Source organism: Allgaiera indica, assembly GCF_900106675.1.
Taxonomy (GTDB): Bacteria; Pseudomonadota; Alphaproteobacteria; order Rhodobacterales; family Rhodobacteraceae; genus Acidimangrovimonas; species Acidimangrovimonas indica.
This window is the reverse complement of the sequence record NZ_FNOB01000016.1, coordinates 22,633-39,175: the sequence shown is the minus strand read 5'-3', so window position 1 is coordinate 39,175 and position 16,543 is coordinate 22,633. Positions and strand designations below refer to the sequence as shown.

Here is a 16,543-nt window from a genome sequence, read left to right as displayed (position 1 = left end):
GGCCCGCCGGGCCGGTCCCCTCTGCTGTCAGTGCGGGGCGGCGGCTGTGCGCGTGTCTGGGGATCCGTGAGGGCTGATCAGTTCAGTTGGAACTGAAGCGAGTAGGCCGCGCCGTCGAAATCACCGAACAGGTCGGGCAGGTCGGGGTGTTCGACAGGCTCTCCGGTTTCGTCGGGGACGAGATTTTGTTCGGAAACATAGGCCACGTAATAGCTTTGATCGTTTTCCGCGAGAAGGTGGTAGAACGGCTGATCCTTGGACGGGCGGCTCTCTTCCGGGATGGCCTGGTACCAGTCTTCGGTGTTCGAAAACATGGCGTCGACATCGAAGACGACACCGCGAAACGGATGTTTGCGATGACGCACCACCTGGCCGATGTGGTATTTTGCCCGCGTCTTAAGCATTCATTACAACCCCCAGCATAATAGTTAGTCCTTCGACGCCGTGTCGTCCATCGGCGGGATCAAGTATTCGAGAAACAGTCTGTGAACTCCGCCCCGACAGTGCCGCGCCGCCGCGGCCGCGAAATCGCGAATTTTCCTGCGGTTTCGGGCGACGGGGCGGTTTTCTGTTCGGAAAATTTCGCTTATCCTGTGGCCAACAATAAGCGAGAGGCAGATGAGCAGACTTCTCCTCGCAGCCATGGTGTTGCTGGCATTGGCGTCCTGTGGGCGCCGTTTCGCGCCGCCGACCAACGTGAACGACGCCTGCGTGATCGTAAGCGAGCGGCCTCATTACCTGTCGGCGATGCGCCAATCGCGTGCGCGATGGGGCATTCCGGTGGCCGTGCAGATGGCGATGATCCATCAGGAATCGCGTTTCGTCGGTGATGCGCGCACGCCGTTTCGCTGGCTTCTGGGTGTGATCCCGATGGGGCGGCAAAGCTCGGCCTACGGGTATGCGCAGGTGCTGGACGGAACCTGGGACGATTACCGCAAGGAGGCCGGACGCTGGGGCGCTCGGCGCACGAACATCAATGATGCCACCGATTTCATGGGCTGGTATCTGAACAAGGCGCATCAGAAGCTGGGTATCCCGCGGTCCGATGCGCGCGACCTTTACCTTGCCTATCATGAGGGGTTCGCCGGCTATGCCCGTGGCTCGTACCGCCACAAGCGTTGGTTGATGGAGGTGGCGGATCGGGTGCAGCGGCGCGCCTATAGCTATGAGGCGCAGCTGATCTCTTGCGGGAGGATGTAGCAAAACCGAAGGCGTCGTCCCAGCGCTTGTCCTGTCCTAGCGCTTGACCTGCCGGGGTGTGGCCGCGCCGATATCGAAGGTCTTGGGCGGGATCGATATCCCGGTTTTCATGTCGCCCAGGACGATGGTCGTCTTCTGGCCGCTTTGATCGGTGATCGCCCATTGCCGCAGTTGGGTCGGGTCCGGCGTGAAGATCAGCTGGATCGAGCCGTAATCGGGATGTTTCGGATCATGCGCCGTGACGATCGTCTTGACGCCGTCCTGGCGCAGTCCGGTCACGGAATTGCTGCGGCTCAGTTCGACATGGCGTGCTAGGATCAGGTTCAGCGGTGTGCGGCGCAGCGGGTATTGCTGCGGGATCTGGTTCGATTTCGGATCGATCACCGCGACGACGCCATTGTTGGCGATCACCAGCGTTCCATTCGGCGGCGCGTATTGAAACCGGACCCGTCCGGGACGGTCGATGTACAGCGTGCCGGTCGAGATCGAACCATCGGCGTTGATCTGGGTGAAGGGCGCCTCGGCGGTCGTCATGCTGTTGAGGTAGCTCGACAGATCCCCCAGCGGGATCGGCGCCGCAGCGGCGGGTTGGGCCAGGGCGGCCACCAGCGGCGCGGCAAGCGCGGCGGAATTGCGGACGAACGGGCGGGCGCTGAGGCGGCGAAGACGTTTCATGCTTCTGATCTAATCGTCGCCGCGCATGAATTCCATCCCCTCTGGCGTGGCCATCCGCCCCGGGGCGCGAATTCCTGCCGCTCGCCCGCCGCGGTGATCACGGACGCGCCCGGCCGGATGCATCCGCCCCGGTCCGCGGCGTGGGCCGAAGCGGAAGGCGGTGGCGCATCGCGAGCAGAGGTTTCTCGTCCGGATCCCGTTCGGGGGGGGGTAAGCTTCGACGGGACTATGTTTTTCTGGGAATTTCTTCGCCGAGGAAACCGCGCGGCGCCAAGATCGGCGGAGGTCGCCGCGTCGATCGGGGCGGTTTCCGACCGCGGCTTTCGGAAAAGCTGCGATTTGCCCCTTGCAATGCCCGGCTGGCAGGGCTAAACGCCACTCCCACGCACCCGTAGCTCAGCTGGATAGAGCACCAGACTACGAATCTGGGGGTCGGGCGTTCGAATCGCTCCGGGTGCGCCATTTTCCCCTAATGTTCATTGGGCTTCCGGCCTTTGGCGCTGCCTGCGCGACGTGCGGGTTTGCAGAGAGGGTGCGGTTCGGGTTCTCTATGGTTCCGTCTTGGTCGTCTCGTCATCTTGGCTCCTTCATGCGTGCAACACCGCCGGGACGAAGAAGCGGGAAATCCACCGAACTCGGAGGTTCGGGTTGCCCGCGCCATCGCTCGTGCCGGTCGGCCGCCTCATCGAATCGGATACAAAGCCAATGGCGCTCAGCGCCGCTGGCGTAGCAAGTCGAGCGGATTGTAGAGCGTCAGGATATAGAGGAAGGCCATCGCGTAGATGATCACGTTACCGAACATCTGTCCGCCCGCGGAGGTCACGAAATCGGGGTAGGGGCCTCCCCAGGATTCGGCGGTGTTCCAGATCACGACCGCCAACACGAAGCCGACCGGCGCCATGATCCGCAGCCCGCGCCCGCTGATCAGCGACAGCGCGATCAGGGACTCGGTCAGCGCCACCAGAACCGGCACGACATGCGGACCGATGATATTGGTCAGGTTCAGGAACACCTGGTCCAGCCCCGCGCCCCAGGTGCCCTTGACGCTGGTCTCGGCCGAGGTCAGGAAGTCGGTGAAATGGGTCATGAAATAGGGGTGGAACTTCATCATCGCGTCATAGGCCCAGAGAAAGCCGAACCACAGGCGTGCCAGGGTGAAATATTCGTTCTTCGACGGGTCCGGCGACCGGCTGTGGCGGTCGGCGGCGATGATGAAGAAGAACATCACCATATAGGCGAAGGCATCGCCGGGATCCGTCCCCTGCTGGCCGAAATCGCCACCGTGTTCGAGCACCACCCAGACGTACACGGTGTGCAGCAAGCCCACCCAGGCCAGTATCGCGACGCCCCGATTGAAGACGATCGACATCGCCACGACCAGTTGCACGAGGGCCATGACGGCCACCAGGAGGTGCAGCGTCGGGCTGGAGATCGGCAGTCCCAGCGTGTGGGCGACGGCCTGTTTGTGTTCCCAACTCAGTGTGGTCCAGGTGTCGTAGATCAGCGTGATGCCGAACAGCACACGGATCCACTCGAAGGCGTTGGCCGGTACCGGCGAGACCAACTCGGGGTCCTCGCCACGCAGCCCCATCGCGATCAAGGCACGCCGGAACCGGCCTGGACCTGTTGCTTCGCCATGGGTTGCGTCGATCATTCCACTATCCATCGCGGTGTCTCCCACTGTGCCCATGCAGCCCGGTGCGCGCGCCTGCCACAAGGGGCGCGAACGGGATCGTCCCGAGGCCAGCCTTGGCAAGACCGGACGCCGGCGCGTCGGCGGGGACATGGGGTCTGCGCCGGAACGCCGACAGGCACAGCCAGGCCGAAACCTCGCGCAACTTCGCTTCCCGGATGGGCGGTGTGTTCTCGCGCCGACCAAAGCCTTGCGGCAAGCTCGTCGCCGTCAGGATGAAACCATTCCCCGAAAAAGCAACTGCGCGCCGCGCCAAAGGCGCATTCTGGACCGCAATCGCGCGCACATGTGAAAAAGCTGACGCGGACCTGACCGAAGGCCCCCGCGACAACCGGCTTGGGGGACTTCCGGGGTCGGCTTGCGGGGAGGAGGCCGACGCGGCCGGCCGGCGATCTGATCCGCTCCGCTCCGGCCGGCAGAGATTTTGGCTGTCTTTCGGTGCGGCTGGTCGGGCCGGTCAGTGGCGCCGGCCCGGCTGGGTGCCGCGCGGGCCTCCTTTGGTCCGCGGTCGCGGCGGCTGGCCGGCGCCGCGTGTTTTCGCAGGCGCGCGTTCCGGTGGCGCCGCGATGGTCAAGGTGAGGCTGCCCGGGGCAAGGACCGGCTGGCTAGACGGCGAAGGGGTCGGGTTCGTAGGTGACGCCATCGAGATACAGACCTTGTGGCGGGCACACTGGGCCGCAGGCGGCGCGGTCGGCGGCCTCCAGCGCGTCCCTTACCTGATCCGGCGCCCAGGCGCCCGCGCCGACCCGTTCCAGCGTGCCGACGATCGAGCGGACCTGGTTGTGCAGGAAGCTGCGCGCCGCGAGGTGGAAGCGAAATTCGGTGCCATGGGGGTAGGGCCGCGCCTCGATATCAAGCCGATCAAGGGTTTTCACCGGCGAGGCGGCCTGGCACATGGTCGAGCGGAAGGTGGTGAAGTCATGCAGGCCTATCAGGTGGCGCGCGGCTGCCTGCATCGGCGCAAGCGCCAGGTCGTGGCGCACCTGCCAGACGCGGCCCGCGTCATGGGTGACGGGCGCGCGGCGCGCCACCAGCCGGAACAGATAGCGCCTGCCCTTGGCCGAGAAGCGGGCGTGGAAATCCGCCCCCACCGGGGCGGCGGCGACCACGGCCACGGGCAGCGGCTTGAGGTGATAGTTCAGCGCCTCCATCAGGCGAAAGCATTCCCAGGGCTTGGCCAGGTCGCAATGCGCCACCTGGGCGGTGGCGTGAACGCCGGTATCGGTGCGGCCCGCGGCTCCGATGCCGGGGGCGTCGGGTTCCAGCCGCCGGATCGCCTCTTCCAGCGCCTGCTGCACCGAAGGCTGGCCCGATTGCCGCTGCCAGCCGCAAAACGGGGTGCCGTCATATTCGATCTTCAGGGCGTAGCGCGTCATGCCTTCCGTTAGCTTGGGCGGGATGCGCTGTAAACAGGCGGTGGCGGAACCCGGCGCGCCCTCTGTTCACCCGCGCGCTTCGTGCCTATCTTGGATCCGGCAAGCAAGGGGCAGCGTTTGGTCTTCACATCCATCACCGATGGCATCACGCGCGGGATCGAGGACGTCGGCGCGCGTGTGTCAGGCGTCTTCCTGGAGCCGACGATCCGGCTGGGGGTGACCGGCCTTAGCCGCGCCGGCAAGACCGTCTTCATCACGGCGCTGGTCGCCAATCTGATGGACCGGGGCCGCATGCCGCAATTGCACGCGGCGCGCAGCGGGGCCATCCGCACCGCCTATCTGCAGCCCCAGCCCGACGATACCGTGCCGCGCTTCGAGTACGAGGCTCATCTGGCCGCGCTGACTGGAGAGGCGCCGCATTGGCCTGCCTCGACCCGCGCGGTCAGCGAATTGCGGCTGTCGTTCCGGGTGCAGCCAAGTGGCCTTCTGGGGGCGGTTTCGGGGCTGCGGACGGTGCATCTGGACATCATCGACTATCCGGGCGAATGGCTGCTGGACCTGACGCTGATGAACAAGAGCTTTGCTCAATGGTCCGCGGACGTGCTGGAGCGCCTGCCCGCGCGGCCCGGGGGCGGGGCCTATCTGGGGCAGGTGGACGCGACCACCGGCGCCGCGCCGCATGACGAGACCGGCGCGCGGGCGCTGGCCGCGGCCTTCACCGCGCATCTGCTGGCCGCCCGCGAGGCAGGCTTTTCCGATTGCACCCCGGGGCGCTTCCTGCTGCCCGGGGATCTGGCGGGGTCGCCCGTCGTCACCTTCGCGCCGCTGCCCGCGCCGGAAAAGACCCCGCGCGGCAGCCTGTGGCGAGAGTTCGAGCGCCGCTTTGAGGCCTACAAGCGCGAGGTCGTGCGCCCGTTCTTTCGCAACCATTTCGCCCGGATCGACCGGCAGGTGGTGCTGATCGACGCGCTGGGCGCGATCCATGCGGGGCCGCGCGCGGTCGAGGACATGCGCCGGGTGTTGGCCGATATCCTGACCGCGTTCCGCCCCGGGCGGGCGCGCTGGCTTGCCGATATCGTGCTGGGCAAGCGCATCGACCGGATCCTGTTCGCCGCCACCAAGGCCGACCATCTGCACCATTCCCAGCACGGCCGGCTGGCCGCGATCATGGAGGCGTTGGTGCGCGAGGCCAGGGACCGCGCCGACTTTTCCGGCGCGCGGACCGCAGCGATGGCGATCGCCAGCCTGCGCGCCACCGTCGAGGCGCAGATCAGCCATGAGGGCGCGACGCTTGATTGCGTCAAGGGCGTGCTGGCTGGGACCGGGCGTGTGGCGGCGATGTATCCGGGCGAATTGCCGGAAGATCCCGCGCGGCTTCTGTCGCCCGCGCGCCAGGGGGCCGAACGCTGGCTGGAGGGCGACTATGCCGTCGAGGGATTCGCGCCGGCGCGGCTGAACCTCAAACCCGGCGAGGGGCCGCCGCATATCCGGCTGGACCGGGCCGCCGAATTTCTGATCGGGGACCGCCTGACATGAAGTCGCGAAAACCCCTGGTCCTGGAACTCGAGGAAACCGCCGATCCCTCGGCCGCGCCGCCGGTGCCCGACGCCGACCTGCCCGAGGGCCGCGCGATGCGGGGCGCGGCGGCGTTCGCGGCCCGCGCCCCGTCGCGCCTGGGGCGGCTGTTCTGGGGGCTTCTGGGGGCGATCCTGAGCTTTGCCGTATCGGTCGCGGCCTGGACCTTCGTGACCGATCTGATGGCCCGCTATCCGCTTCTGGGCTGGTTGGCGGCGGTGCTGATCGGGGCGTTCGTGCTGGTCGTGGCGATCATTGCGCTGCGCGAACTGGCGGCCTTCGCGCGGCTGAGGCGCGTCGACACCATCCACCGCGAGGCCGAGGCCGCGATCACGGGCGCCGATCTGGCCGGCGCGCGCCGGGTGGTCGCTCGGCTGCAATCACTTTATGCCCACCGCCCCGAGACCGCCCTGGGGCGCGCCCGGCTGGCCGCGCGCCACGACGACAGCTTCGACGCCGATGGCCTGCTGGCGCTGGCCGAGGATGCGCTGCTGACGCCGCTGGATGCGCAGGCCCTGCGTACCATCGAGGGCGCGGCGCGGCAGGTGGCGACGGTGACCGCGCTGGTGCCCCTGGCGCTGGCCGACGTGGCGACCGCGCTGGGTGCGAACCTGCGGATGATCCGCCGCATCGCGGAAATCTACGGCGGGCGGTCCGGCGCGCTGGGCTCGTGGCGGCTGACGCGGTCGGTGCTGGCGCATCTGGCGGCGACCGGCGCGGTCGCCGTGGGCGACGATCTGGTGCATTCGGTCGCCGGCGGCACCTTGCTGACCAAGGTCTCGCGCCGCTTTGGCGAGGGCATGGTGAACGGCGCCCTGACGGCGCGCGTGGGGGTGGCCGCGATCGAGGTCTGTCGCCCGCTGCCGTTCCGCGCGCGCAAGCGGCCGCTGGTGTCGGCCCTGGTCGCGCGGGCGCTGGCGGGGCTGTTCGGGCGCGACGGGCAGGCGGGCTAGGCGGTGCCACCGCGCGCCGGGTGAGGGCGGCTGGCGCAGGCCCCGGGCCGACGCGCGACCGGCCCCAAGCCGCCCAGCCTAGCCGAAGCGGCCGGTCACATAATCGTTGGTCTTCTGGTTCTTCGGCGCGGTGAAGATCTGTTCGGTCCGGTCGAATTCGACGATTTCGCCCAGATACATGAAGGCGGTGTAATCCGAGGTCCGCGCCGCCTGCTGCATGTTGTGGGTCACGATCGCGATGCAGTAATCGTCGGCCAGGCGGGTGATCAGATCCTCGATCTTCGCGGTCGAGATCGGATCGAGCGCCGAGGCCGGTTCGTCCATCAACAGCACCTCGGGCTTCACCGCCACCGCCCGCGCGATGCACAGCCGCTGCTGCTGGCCGCCCGACAGGCCCAGCCCCGATTGATGCAGCTTGTCCTTCACCTCGTCCCACAGCGCCGCCTCGCGCAGCGCGGCCTCGACCCGGTTGGCCATCTCGGCCTTGGACAGTTTCTCGTAAAGGCGGATCCCGAAGGCGATGTTCTCGTAGATCGACATCGGGAAGGGGGTGGGCTTTTGGAACACCATGCCCACCTTGGCGCGCAGGACGTTCAGGTCCTCTTTCGGCGCCAGGATGTTGCGCCCGTCCAGCAGGACCTCGCCCTGGGCGCGCTGGCCGGGGTAAAGGTCATACATCCGGTTCAGCACGCGCAGCAGCGTGGACTTGCCGCAGCCCGAGGGGCCGATGAAGGCGGTGACCGCCTTGTCGCGGAGCGACAGGTTGATGTCCGTCAGCGCCTGGTGGTTGTTGGCGTAGAAGAAGTTGAGGCCCTTCACCTCCAGCTTGACGGGATGATCCTCGACCGAGCGCCGCGGTTTCAACGCGGCGACGGAATCGGTGGCGGGATGATCGGCGGGATGTGTCATGGTCTGGTCGTCCATAGGCCTACCTTCAGCGGCTGCGCGCGGCAAGGCTGCGCGCGAGGATGTTGAGGAACAGGATCGCAGAGGTGATCAGCAGCGCGCCGACCCAGGCCAGTCGCTGCCAGTCGCTATAGGGGCTCATCGCGAATTGATAGATGACCACCGGCAGGTTGGCCATCGGCTTGCCCATGTCGGTCGACCAGAACTGGTTGCCGAACGAGGTGAACAGCAGCGGCGCGGTCTCGCCCGAGATCCGTGCGATGGCCAAGAGCACCCCGGTCAGGATGCCGCTTTTCGCAGCGCGCCACACGATGAAGACCAGCACCTTCCAGCGCGGTGCGCCCAGGGCGGCGGCGGCCTCGCGCAGGGTATTGGGCACCAGCGCCAGCATGTCCTGGGTGGTGCGGTTGATCACCGGCAGCGCGATCACCGCCAGCGCCACCGCCCCCGCCCAGGCCGAGAACGTGCCGAAGGGCACCACGAGGATCGCGTTGATGAACAGGCCGACGATGATCGAGGGCGCCGACAAGAGCACGTCGTTGATGAATTTCGCGGCCTCGCCGATCTTCGACCCGCGGGCATATTCCGACAGATAAGTGCCGGCCAGGATGCCGATCGGCGCGGCGATGGCGATCCCCACCAGCGTCAGCATGATAGAGCCGTAGATCGCATTGCTCAGGCCGCCGTCGGAGCCCGGCGGTGGCGTGATTTCGGTGAAGACCTTCATGTTCAGTCCGCCGAGGCCCTGCCAGAGCAGTTCCCACAGGATCGCGGCCAGGATGAACAGCCCGACGGCGGTCGCGAAGATCGAGAAGACCATCGCGACCCGGTTGCGGCGATGGCGGCGTCGAGTGATGGGATTGTGCGTGGTCATGGGGGCCTCAGTAGGATTCAGTGCGGCCGATCAGCCACTTGGCAAGCGCGAGCACGGTGAAGCTGATGACGAAGAGAATCAGGCCCAGCTCGACCAGAGCCGAAGTGTAAAGCTTGCCGTCCGCTTCCGCGAATTCGTTGGCGATGGCGGCCGAGATCGTGGTGCCCGGCGCCAGCAGCGAACTGGCGATTCGGTGCGAGTTGCCGATCACGAAGGTGACCGCCATGGTTTCACCCAGCGCCCGGCCGAGACCCAGCATCACCCCGCCGACAAGGCCGAGGCGGGTATAGGGGATGATGATCCGGCGCACGACCTCCCAGGTGGTCATGCCCATGCCATAGGCGCTTTCGCGCAGCATAACCGGGACGGTCTCGAACACGTCACGGGTGACCGAGGTGATGAACGGCAAGATCATGATCGACAGCACCAGCCCCGCGGTCAGCATGCCGATGCCGTAGGGTGCGCCCTGGAACAGGAAGCCGATGATCGGCAGGTCGCCGAAGGTGTTGATGAGGAAAGGCTGCACCGTGTGCTGCATGATCGGGGCAAGTACGAAAAAGCCCCACAGACCGTAGATGATCGAGGGGATGCCGGCCAGCAGCTCGATCGCGATGCCGATCGGCCTGCGCAGCGACTTGGGGCAGATCTCGGTCAGGAACATCGCGATGCCAAAGCTTGTGGGCACCGCGATCACCATCGCGATGAGCGAAGTCAGCAAGGTGCCGTAGATCGGTGCGGCGGCGCCGAAGATATCTTTCGCCGGGCTCCAGCGTTCGTTCCACAGGAACGGCAGGCCGAAATGGCCGATCGATGGCAGCGATTCCCACAACAGCGACAGCAGGATGCCAAGCAGCAGCACGACGACCAAAGCGGCAGAACCCCAGGCGAGCCAGAAAAAGGCCCCGTCTTGCCGTTTGAGCCGGCGGGTATGCCTGCGCGAAGCCTGCTCTGTCGCTCCGATTTCGGTCGTGGCCATGTCCGGCGCCCCCTTCCGCGTCTCTTCAAACAGCCGAACGGGCGGGAATGTCCCCGCCCGTTCGCTTAGGATACCCGATGGATGGGCTTAGTGCATCATCGGGGTGTAGATCGGCTTGCCATTGTGCTGGATCTTCGACCAGGAAGCCTCGATCAGTTCAACGACATTGTTGGGGATCGCGACATAGTCGAGCGACTTGGCTTCGGGCTTGCCGTTCTTGTAGGCCCAGGCGAAGAACTTGAGCGCTTCTTTCGCGGCCTTCGGATCTTGCGGGTTCTTGTGGATGATCACCCAGGTCGAAGCCGCGATCGGCCAGCTGTCGGCGCCCGGCTGGTCGGTGATGATGACGCGGAAGTTATGCGCATTTTTCCAGTCCGCGTTGGCGGCGGCCGAGGCGAAGGTCTTCAGCGAAGGCGAAACCACCTTGCCTTCCTTGTTGATCATCTTCGAATAGCCCAGCTTGTTCTGGATCACATAGGCATATTCGTTGTAGCCGATGGCGCCGGCGGTCTGCTTGACCATGTTGGCCACGCCTTCCGAACCTTTCGCGCCCAGGCCGACCGGCCATTCCACGGCGGTGTCCGAACCGATCTTGTCAGCCCAGTTCTTCGAGATCTTCGACAGGTAGTTGGTGAAGTTGAAGGTCGTGCCCGACCCGTCCGAACGGTGGATCACGACGATCGGCTGGTCCGGCAGCTTGACGCCCTTGTTCAGCGCCTGGATCTCGGGGGCGTTCCACTTGGTGATCTTGCCCATGTAGATCTCTTCGACAGTCTTGCCGTCGAGGACCAGCTGGCCCGGCTTGATGCCCTTGACGTTGTACATCATCACGATGCCGCCCTGGATCATCGGGAACTGCACCATGCCGTGCTTTTCCAGGTATTCGTCGCTGAGCGGCTTGTCCGAGGCGCCGAAGGTCACGGTCTTGGCGGTCACCTGCTTGATGCCGCCGCCCGAGCCGATCGACTGGTAGTTCAGGCTCTTGCCGGTGGCTTTCTTGTAGGCGACGCCCCACTTGGCGAACACCGGGAAGATGAAGCTCGAGCCAGCGCCCGAAATATCGGAAGCCTGGGCAGCGGCAGCAAGGCCAAGGCTGAGGGCGGCGGCCGCGGTGCCGGCCACGACGGATTTCATGAAGCTCACTGTCTGTCTCCTGGTCAGGGACCTTGGTTGGCCCGGCCGCAGCGACCGGACGATGAAGTGCCCCTCCAATATGCAAATCATGCAACAATTATGTGACGCCGGTCAGAGGGCGGCAAAATGTTGCTTCACTAGGCCGTGAATTTCGCGAGGCGCGCCCAAGCGGCGTTGCGCAAGCGTTGCCGCGGGCCTAGCGTCGGGGGTGCGGCATGGGAAAGAGGCTGGAGCGATGCGCAACCGAGACCAGATCTGGGATATCGTCGACGCTCACGGTGCGGACTTTGCCGCACTGTCCGACCGGGTCTTCGATACGCCCGAGATCGCCTATACCGAAATCGCTTCGGCCGCCGAACACGCCGCGATGCTGCGCGCTTCGGGTTTTCGCGTGACCGAGGGGGTCGCGGGCATCCCGACCGCGATGATCGGCGAAGCGGGCGACACAGGACCGGACGGCGGCCCGGTGATCGCGATCCTGGGCGAATACGACGCGCTGCCCGAACTGGGGCAAGAGGCAGGCCTGGCGGAACCGAAACCCGTGGGCGGCCAGGCGGGGCCGGGTCATGGCTGCGGCCACAACCTGTTCGGCGCGGCCTCGATGCTGGCGGCGGTTGCGCTGCGCGATTATCTGGCCGAGACCGGCGTCAAGGCGCGGGTGCGCTATTATGGCTGCCCGGCCGAGGAAGGCGGCGCGGCCAAGACCTTCATGGTCCGCGCCGGTGCCTTCGACGACGTCGACGCGGCGATCACCTGGCATCCCTCTTCGATCAACGCGGTGGACGATGCGGTGTCGCTGGCCAACAGCCGGATCGATTACACGTTCCACGGCCGCGCGGCCCACGCCGCGGGGGCGCCGGAACTGGGGCGTTCGGGTCTCGACGCGGTCGAGCTGATGAATATCGGCGTCAACTACATGCGCGAGCACATGCCCGACGACGCGCGCATCCACTACGCCTATCTCGACGCTGGCGGGACCGCGCCGAACGTGGTGCAGGCCAGGGCCACGGTACGCCAGCTGATCCGGGCCCGCGATCTGGCCGGGCTGCGCGACCTGATCGCCCGGGTCGACAAGATCGCCGAGGGCGCCGCGCTGATGACCGAGACCCGGGTCGAACGGCGGCTGGTGTCGGGGGTGTCGAACCTGATCGGCAATCGGGTGCTGGAAGAGACGATGCAAGCCGCCTTCGAGCGCCTCGGCCCGCCGGTCTTCGACGCCCGCGACCGCGCCTATGCAGAGGCGATCCGCGCGACCCTGACGCCCGATCATGTCGCAGCGAGCTTTCGCAAGGTGGCGATGACGCCGCGCATGGACCTTCCGCTTGCCGATTTCGTGGCTCCGCTGGAGCGTCCGCATCTGGGCAGCGAGGGCTCGACCGACGTGGGGGATGTCAGCTGGGCGGTGCCGACGGTGCAGGCGCGGGTGGCGACCTGTGCGCTGGGCACGCCTCTGCACAGCTGGCAGATGACCGCGCAGGGCAAAAGCCCGGCGGCGCACAAGGGCATGATCCATGCCGCCAAGGTGATGGCCGCGACCGCGCGCGATCTGATCGAGATGCCCGCGCTTCTACATGCGGCGAAGAAAGCCCACGCGGCCTTTCTGGCGGCGCAGCCCTACATCTGCCCGATGCCCGATGAGGCGGCCCCGCCGATCCCGCCGCGCCCCGTCGCGGCCGAATAGGCCACCCGCGCGCAGGTCCGCGGGAAGCGGGGTCTTGGGCGCGCGACCTCCGGGCATGCGGAAGCATTTGCGCCACGAAGAACGGGAAGGGGGATTGGCCTCACCCCATTGCATTTCGTGCCGCGGTGACGGACGGCCCCCCGAAATCCGGGGCCGCTGCGGCTGTTTCGAACCCAAATTGACAGATGCTGAGATAGTCCTGAATGGCCGATCTGCTTCGATCCCCGCGTCGGTATCCAGAGCCGCATGGCATGCCGATCCAGAGGCCTCAGCCAGAACTCGGTTACAATGAACGAGCCTTCGGCAAGAGACCTGCAGCATGATCAGCTACGTCACCGTCGGTGCCGACGACATTCAGCGTGCGAAACGCTTCTGCTCGGCATTCACGTAAGCCCTCGGCTACAGATGCAAGGAAGGCCCGGAGGGCCTGAGCTATGTGCGCCCAGCCAAACCGGATCAACTTGCCGTCCCGCCCGACTACCACGTCAAGCCGGCCTTTGACGGACCACCGGCCTCAAAGGGCAACGGTACGATGACCTCATTCCGCGTGCAAAGCCGCCAACAAGTTCGTGACCTTCACGCCGCCGCGCTCGCCGCTGGCGGCCGCGACGAGGGCCGCCCGGGCTTCCGGGAAGCCTGCGGACCCCATTTCTACGTCGGTTACCTCCGCGATCCACAAGGCAACAAGATCGCGCTGTTATCCAGCAATACCGACGACCCTGGACGAGACGGACAACACCCCTAGGGGGCGGCGATCTGTGGCCGGCACACTCCTCGGCCAGCCGCCACTCGGACTGGCCTGAAGAAAGTGTGCTCCATCCCGAGCGGCCGATAACAGCAGATCGGCGTTCCAAGGGTTTCGTCGGAAGCGTCCTTTCCCGGAGGCTTCGTGAATGCATCAATCCCGACGCCCGCCTGCGTCGCGGCATCCAACACGCCGGCTGTTTTCCCACCCGCTCCTTTCATTGTTCCCCAAACACGCCGGGGGTCCGGGGGCAGCGCCCCCGGCTGCCGCAGGCCCTCTCTCTTCCTCACGTCCCCTCGAATGCCTTGCGAAACCCCGCGCAGGCGGGCCGTTCCTCTGGACCTCCGCGCGCGCTTGGTCCATATGGGGGGAAACGTCCCCGGAGGCATGGCAATGGACTTCCTCAAGCGGCTCGTGACCTGGTGGAACAGCCAGACGATGGGCACCCAGCTTTTCACTTGGCGCAAGGGCCAGAAGGTCGGCGAGGACGGCGAGGGCAACGTCTTTTACCAGACCGCCGACGGCAAGCGTCGCTGGGTGATCTACAATGGCGAGGCCGAGGCCAGCCGCATCCCGCCCGAATGGCATGGCTGGCTACATCACACCTGGGACCAGCCCCCGACCGAAACCCCGGTACTGCGCAAGCCCTGGGAAAAGCCGCATCAGGAAAACCTGACCGGAACGCCGCTGGCCTATGTTCCGCCCGGATCGCTGCGCCGGCCGCAACCGGCCCAGCGCAGCGATTACGAGGCCTGGCGGCCGGAATAGGACCATGGCATCCGAAAACACCACCGAAGTGCTGGTCGGCGGAATCGTGCTGGCCGTGGCGATCGCCTTTCTGGTCTACGCCGGGCAGGTTACGGGCCTGTCGAATACCAGCACCGGCGGCTATGACCTGCATGCCGCGTTCCGCTCGATCGAGGGAATCAGCCCGGGCGCCGACGTCAAGCTGGCCGGCGTCAAGGTGGGCACGATCACCTCGATCAAGCTCAACCCCAAGACCTTCTTCGCCGATACCACGATCCACATGAAACCGGGGATCGAACTGCCCACCGACAGCGCCATCCTGATCTCGCAAGACGGGTTGCTGGGCGGCTCCTATGTCGAGGTCGTGCCCGGTGGGTCGCTGGAAAACCTCAAGCCTGGCGGCGAGATCACCGACACCCAGGGCTCCGTCAGCCTGATTTCGCTGCTGATGAAATTCGTGGGTGGAGACAAGTCCGGCAGCGATAGCTCCGGCGGGGGGGCCGGCGCGCCGGCGGCGACGAAATGAAGATGCGCCGGGCGCTGATCGCCGCGCTCGCGCTGGGTGCGGCACCGCTTTGGGCGCAAAGTTTTCAGAACGGCGGGCCGCAACCGGGTGATCAGGGCATCGGCGTGATGCCGCAATCGCTGCAGGGCCTTGCGACGGGCCAATCCGCCGCGCCGCGACCGGTGGGGACGGAAGCCGGCGCAGCAACCGGGGCCGCAACCGTCCCCTCGGCGGGGCCGTCTTCTGCGGCGGGGCAATCCGGTGGCGCCTCGGTCGAGCAGAACGCGATCAACCAGGCGGTCGAGAACGCGCTGCAAAGCGCCGCCCAGGACGGCGGGGCGGGTTCGGGCCAGGAAAGCGGGCAGCAAACGGGTCAGGGAACCGGCCAATCGGCGGGCAATTCGCAATATTCCGGGCAGGGCGGGTTTGTGGCCGATGATACCGGTCTTGGCCATGTCACCAACAATTCCGGCCCGACCGTCCAGTCCGGCCCGCGGATGGAGACGGTGAAGGTCACCCAGGCCCCGGGCGGGGTGGTGCGCTGGCTTGACAAGGTCTCGGGGCAGACGGTGGATGTCTCGCTGAAGGACGGCCAGTCGAAGACCGAGGGCCGGCTGACCATCAAGCTGACGCAATGCCGCTATCCGGTGGAGGATCCCTCCTCGAATGCCTTTGCCTATCTGATCATCCACGACAGCCTGGTGAAGAAGCCGATCTTTCAGGGTTGGATGATCGCCTCCAGCCCGGCGCTCGATCCGCTCGACAGTCCGCGCTATGACGTCTGGCTGCTGCGCTGCACGACATCCTGAGGCACGGGTTCCCCCCTGAGCGCGTTGAAATCGGCGCGGCGCCGCAATGCCTCGGCCAGCAGGGTGCGATAGGCGGCGCGGGGGATCTCGATCGCGCCGAGGCTGGCCAGGTGGTCGGTCAGGAACTGGGTGTCGAACAGCGTGAAGCCCCCGACGCGCAGCCGATGCATCAGATAGGCGAGTGCGATCTTCGAGCCGTCCGGGCGGCGCGAGAACATGCTTTCGCCGAAAAAGGCCGCCCCTAGCGTGACGCCATAGACGCCGCCGACCAGTTCGGCGCCATCCCAGACTTCCAGGGAATGGGCATGGCCCGCGCGGTGAAGCGCCCGGGTCAACGTCTCGATCTCGGGGTTGATCCAGGTTTCGGGCCGGTCGGCGCAGCCTGCCATCACGCCGGCAAAATCGGTGTCAGCCGTGATCTGGAAGGGGCGTCGCAGGATCTTGCGGCGCAAAGAGCGTGAAATGTGGAAGTTCTGCATGGGAAAGATGCCGCGTTGGCGCGGGTCGATCCATTGCAACTCGGTCGAATCGCGCGACTGCGCCATCGGGAAGATGCCGATCGCATAAGCATTCAACAGCATCTCGGGGGTCAGTCCCCGCATCGCGCGCCCTCTTCGCCGGGTCCTGTCATGCACGCCCCGCGCGAATTAGGGCTTTGCCTTCCTGCGCCGAGCGGGCAGATTGGATCGCAAAG

At 66.2% G+C, this 16,543-nt stretch carries 16 protein-coding genes, 1 tRNA gene and 1 pseudogene; 9 read left to right on the top strand and 9 right to left on the bottom strand.

The window, feature by feature from the left end:
• Positions 1–77 precede the first annotated feature (77 nt).
• Positions 78–404 carry a heat shock protein HspQ gene (gene hspQ, locus BLV97_RS14370; RefSeq protein WP_035837669.1) on the bottom strand — a complete coding sequence of 109 codons (327 nt, stop codon included), beginning with the start codon at positions 402–404 and terminating at the stop codon, positions 78–80.
• A gap of 214 nt (positions 405–618) precedes the next feature.
• Between hspQ and BLV97_RS14365 the strand changes: the two genes are divergently transcribed.
• Entirely contained in the window at positions 619–1,200 is a 582-nt protein-coding gene (locus BLV97_RS14365) for a transglycosylase SLT domain-containing protein (RefSeq protein ID WP_035837666.1), read from the top strand.
• Positions 1,201–1,236: 36 nt separating this feature from the next.
• On the opposite strand, the gene BLV97_RS14360 is transcribed toward BLV97_RS14365, so the two are convergent.
• Positions 1,237–1,875, bottom strand: a complete 639-nt coding sequence (locus tag BLV97_RS14360) for a LolA family protein (protein ID WP_035837665.1) — start codon at positions 1,873–1,875, stop codon at positions 1,237–1,239.
• Positions 1,876–2,260: 385 nt separating this feature from the next.
• On the opposite strand from BLV97_RS14360, the gene BLV97_RS14355 reads away from it, so the two are divergent.
• Positions 2,261–2,337: transfer RNA gene (locus tag BLV97_RS14355), tRNA-Arg, on the top strand.
• A 250-nt stretch (positions 2,338–2,587) separates the two neighbouring features.
• On the opposite strand, the gene BLV97_RS14350 is transcribed toward BLV97_RS14355, so the two are convergent.
• Positions 2,588–3,529: a hypothetical protein gene (locus BLV97_RS14350; RefSeq protein WP_035837663.1), complete on the bottom strand. Its 942-nt coding sequence runs from the start codon at positions 3,527–3,529 to the stop codon at positions 2,588–2,590.
• 644 nt (positions 3,530–4,173) lie between these two features.
• Complete coding sequence (truA, locus tag BLV97_RS14345) at positions 4,174–4,944, bottom strand: tRNA pseudouridine(38-40) synthase TruA (protein ID WP_035837661.1); 771 nt, start codon at positions 4,942–4,944, stop codon at positions 4,174–4,176.
• A gap of 117 nt (positions 4,945–5,061) precedes the next feature.
• Between truA and BLV97_RS14340 the strand changes: the two genes are divergently transcribed.
• The gene (locus tag BLV97_RS14340; protein WP_035837659.1) at positions 5,062–6,480 is read left to right on the top strand and encodes a YcjX family GTP-binding protein; all 1,419 of its coding nucleotides are present in this window, start codon (positions 5,062–5,064) and stop codon (positions 6,478–6,480) included.
• Positions 6,477–7,472, top strand: a complete 996-nt coding sequence (locus BLV97_RS14335; RefSeq protein ID WP_035837657.1) for a YcjF family protein — start codon at positions 6,477–6,479, stop codon at positions 7,470–7,472. Before BLV97_RS14340 ends, BLV97_RS14335 begins: the two co-directional genes overlap by 4 nt.
• Positions 7,473–7,550: 78 nt before the next feature.
• Here BLV97_RS14335 and pstB read toward each other — a convergent pair whose 3' ends face one another.
• The 4 genes from pstB to pstS form a co-directional block, all read right to left on the bottom strand.
• Positions 7,551–8,381: a phosphate ABC transporter ATP-binding protein PstB gene (gene pstB, locus BLV97_RS14330; protein ID WP_035837744.1), complete on the bottom strand. Its 831-nt coding sequence runs from the start codon at positions 8,379–8,381 to the stop codon at positions 7,551–7,553.
• A 25-nt stretch (positions 8,382–8,406) separates the two neighbouring features.
• Positions 8,407–9,252 carry a phosphate ABC transporter permease PstA gene (gene pstA, locus BLV97_RS14325; RefSeq protein WP_035837655.1) on the bottom strand — a complete coding sequence of 282 codons (846 nt, stop codon included), beginning with the start codon at positions 9,250–9,252 and terminating at the stop codon, positions 8,407–8,409.
• A 7-nt stretch (positions 9,253–9,259) separates the two neighbouring features.
• Positions 9,260–10,228: a phosphate ABC transporter permease subunit PstC gene (gene pstC / locus BLV97_RS14320; RefSeq protein WP_035837654.1), complete on the bottom strand. Its 969-nt coding sequence runs from the start codon at positions 10,226–10,228 to the stop codon at positions 9,260–9,262.
• A gap of 87 nt (positions 10,229–10,315) precedes the next feature.
• On the bottom strand, positions 10,316–11,362 hold the full coding sequence (pstS, locus tag BLV97_RS14315; RefSeq protein ID WP_035837651.1) for a phosphate ABC transporter substrate-binding protein PstS: 1,047 nt from the start codon (positions 11,360–11,362) through the stop codon (positions 10,316–10,318).
• Between the two features lie 235 nt (positions 11,363–11,597).
• On the opposite strand from pstS, the gene BLV97_RS14310 reads away from it, so the two are divergent.
• From BLV97_RS14310 to BLV97_RS21615, 5 genes and pseudogenes are all read left to right on the top strand, one after another.
• Entirely contained in the window at positions 11,598–13,043 is a 1,446-nt protein-coding gene (locus BLV97_RS14310; RefSeq protein ID WP_035837649.1) for an amidohydrolase, read from the top strand.
• A gap of 319 nt (positions 13,044–13,362) precedes the next feature.
• Positions 13,363–13,788 (top strand): annotated as a pseudogene (locus BLV97_RS14305) (VOC family protein).
• Positions 13,789–14,181: 393 nt separating this feature from the next.
• Positions 14,182–14,556: an NADH:ubiquinone oxidoreductase subunit NDUFA12 gene (locus BLV97_RS14300; protein ID WP_092164122.1), complete on the top strand. Its 375-nt coding sequence runs from the start codon at positions 14,182–14,184 to the stop codon at positions 14,554–14,556.
• Positions 14,557–14,560: 4 nt separating this feature from the next.
• Positions 14,561–15,061 carry an outer membrane lipid asymmetry maintenance protein MlaD gene (gene mlaD / locus BLV97_RS14295; RefSeq protein ID WP_035837645.1) on the top strand — a complete coding sequence of 167 codons (501 nt, stop codon included), beginning with the start codon at positions 14,561–14,563 and terminating at the stop codon, positions 15,059–15,061.
• A complete protein-coding gene (locus tag BLV97_RS21615) occupies positions 15,058–15,849 on the top strand; it encodes a DUF2155 domain-containing protein (RefSeq protein WP_244521033.1) in 792 nt (263 codons plus the stop codon). The genes mlaD and BLV97_RS21615 overlap by 4 nt, the downstream gene beginning before the upstream one ends.
• Here BLV97_RS21615 and aat read toward each other — a convergent pair.
• A complete protein-coding gene (gene aat, locus BLV97_RS14285) occupies positions 15,813–16,451 on the bottom strand; it encodes a leucyl/phenylalanyl-tRNA--protein transferase (RefSeq protein ID WP_035837643.1) in 639 nt (212 codons plus the stop codon). The two genes, BLV97_RS21615 and aat, sit on opposite strands and share 37 nt — an antisense overlap.
• Positions 16,452–16,543 lie beyond the last annotated feature (92 nt).